Source organism: Methanoregula sp. (genome assembly GCF_049510175.1).
In the GTDB taxonomy this organism is placed as follows: domain Archaea; phylum Halobacteriota; class Methanomicrobia; order Methanomicrobiales; family Methanospirillaceae; genus Methanoregula.
Genome location: NZ_JBEKZF010000035.1, coordinates 1 through 1344, shown reverse-complemented (window position 1 = coordinate 1344; position 1344 = coordinate 1). Strand labels below are relative to the sequence as shown.

Sequence of the window (1344 nt, the reverse complement as noted above, 5' to 3'; positions counted from 1 at the left end):
TGGGGACAGGTATACGCATCGGCTTCGTGGTCATAGACAAACCGGTCGGGACGGAAGGCGTCATCTATACCACGTGAGGCGAACTGCCCTGGATGGACAGGAGTGCGTCCTTCAAAAGAGCCGATGAAGTCCAGTCCTTTTTCCGCCATGGCGACGATGTTCTCCCGTGTGGTGTAGCCTCCATCGGCTATCATCTGAAGAGGCTTCTTCCCCGTGTTCTCTTCTATCCTCCGGATAGCGGGAATGAGTTCCTTGAAGTCTTCGGGATGTTGGCTTATCTGTTGGGCAACGATGATATCGCACGCGGCGTCGGCCGAGATCTGAAGGTTGTAGGAAGGGGCGTATCCGCCGTCCGACTGCTTCATGATCCGTGCGTCGGGATCGGTCATGCTCACCCGCGCCTTCTCAGCCGCTTTCGTCACCTTCTTGAACTCCTCAAGGGCATGGTCCAGTCGTTCTTTTCTTTCCTGTGCCATCCGGATGTGCGCCTTCTCCTGCCGGAGACCCGCCTCCTCTTCTGAATCCTGAAGGAGTCGTGTGTGCTCCTCTGCCATCTTCAAATGGGCCGTGATCTTCTCTTCTTTCCGGAAGCTGCCGGTTCCCGCGCATGCCTTTACTTTGGTCCCGTCCTGAGTGGTCCGCTCCAGCGTGATGAGGCCTTCGGCGCTTAAGATGCCGAGCACTTCGACGAATATCCGATCAAGGGATTCTTTGTGGCCTATGCGGAAGTCGGAGAGGGTGTGATAGTTGATGATCTCCATAGCGGCAAGCCATTGGAAGGGGGGATCATATTCCGTCCGTCGGGCAATTTCCCTCGCCGATCCGACACCCCTGCTGTAGGCATAGATCCAGACGCTCATGAGGACCCGGGGATCGTAGGCAGGGCGGCCCGCTTCTCCCTCGATGGAACCAATCTCCTGATAGTAGGAAGCAAGGTCGAGACTCCCGACAAAATCCCATATCGCCCGTGCCTCATGGTCTTCGGGGATGAGCCTTTCCACGTCGACGGGGACGATCCTCATCTGCTTCCGGTTGACGGGGACGAGCCGGGGTTTGAACTCTGTATCGGGAACTATTTCATCCGCCTTCCTTCCGTATGCACCCTCGCAACCGGGCAGGTCATTCCCTGATCCCTTCATCCCCTCGTCATCCTTTCTCACCGTTCTGCACCCCCTACGTGTTATGTCTGTTATGCATCAACAATCTAGCATTTCGCAAGGGTGCAATCTATGGTAAAGTTGACGTTTTCCCTTTCTGGGAGCTATTTTTACACAGCTTCTGGACGGCGGGTGCCCTGCACCATTGCGGCGCCCTCTTCGCCGGGCGGCCTCAGGCGTACGTCAA

Annotated in this window: 1 protein-coding gene; it reads right to left on the bottom strand. The window is 56.5% G+C overall.

Annotation, left to right across the window (positions count from 1 at the left end; all coding sequences use genetic code 11):
• The coding region (locus ABSG49_RS12225; RefSeq protein WP_424026411.1) for an IS1182 family transposase at positions 1-1160 on the bottom strand (1160 nt) is incomplete at its 3' end.
• Positions 1161-1344 lie beyond the last annotated feature (184 nt).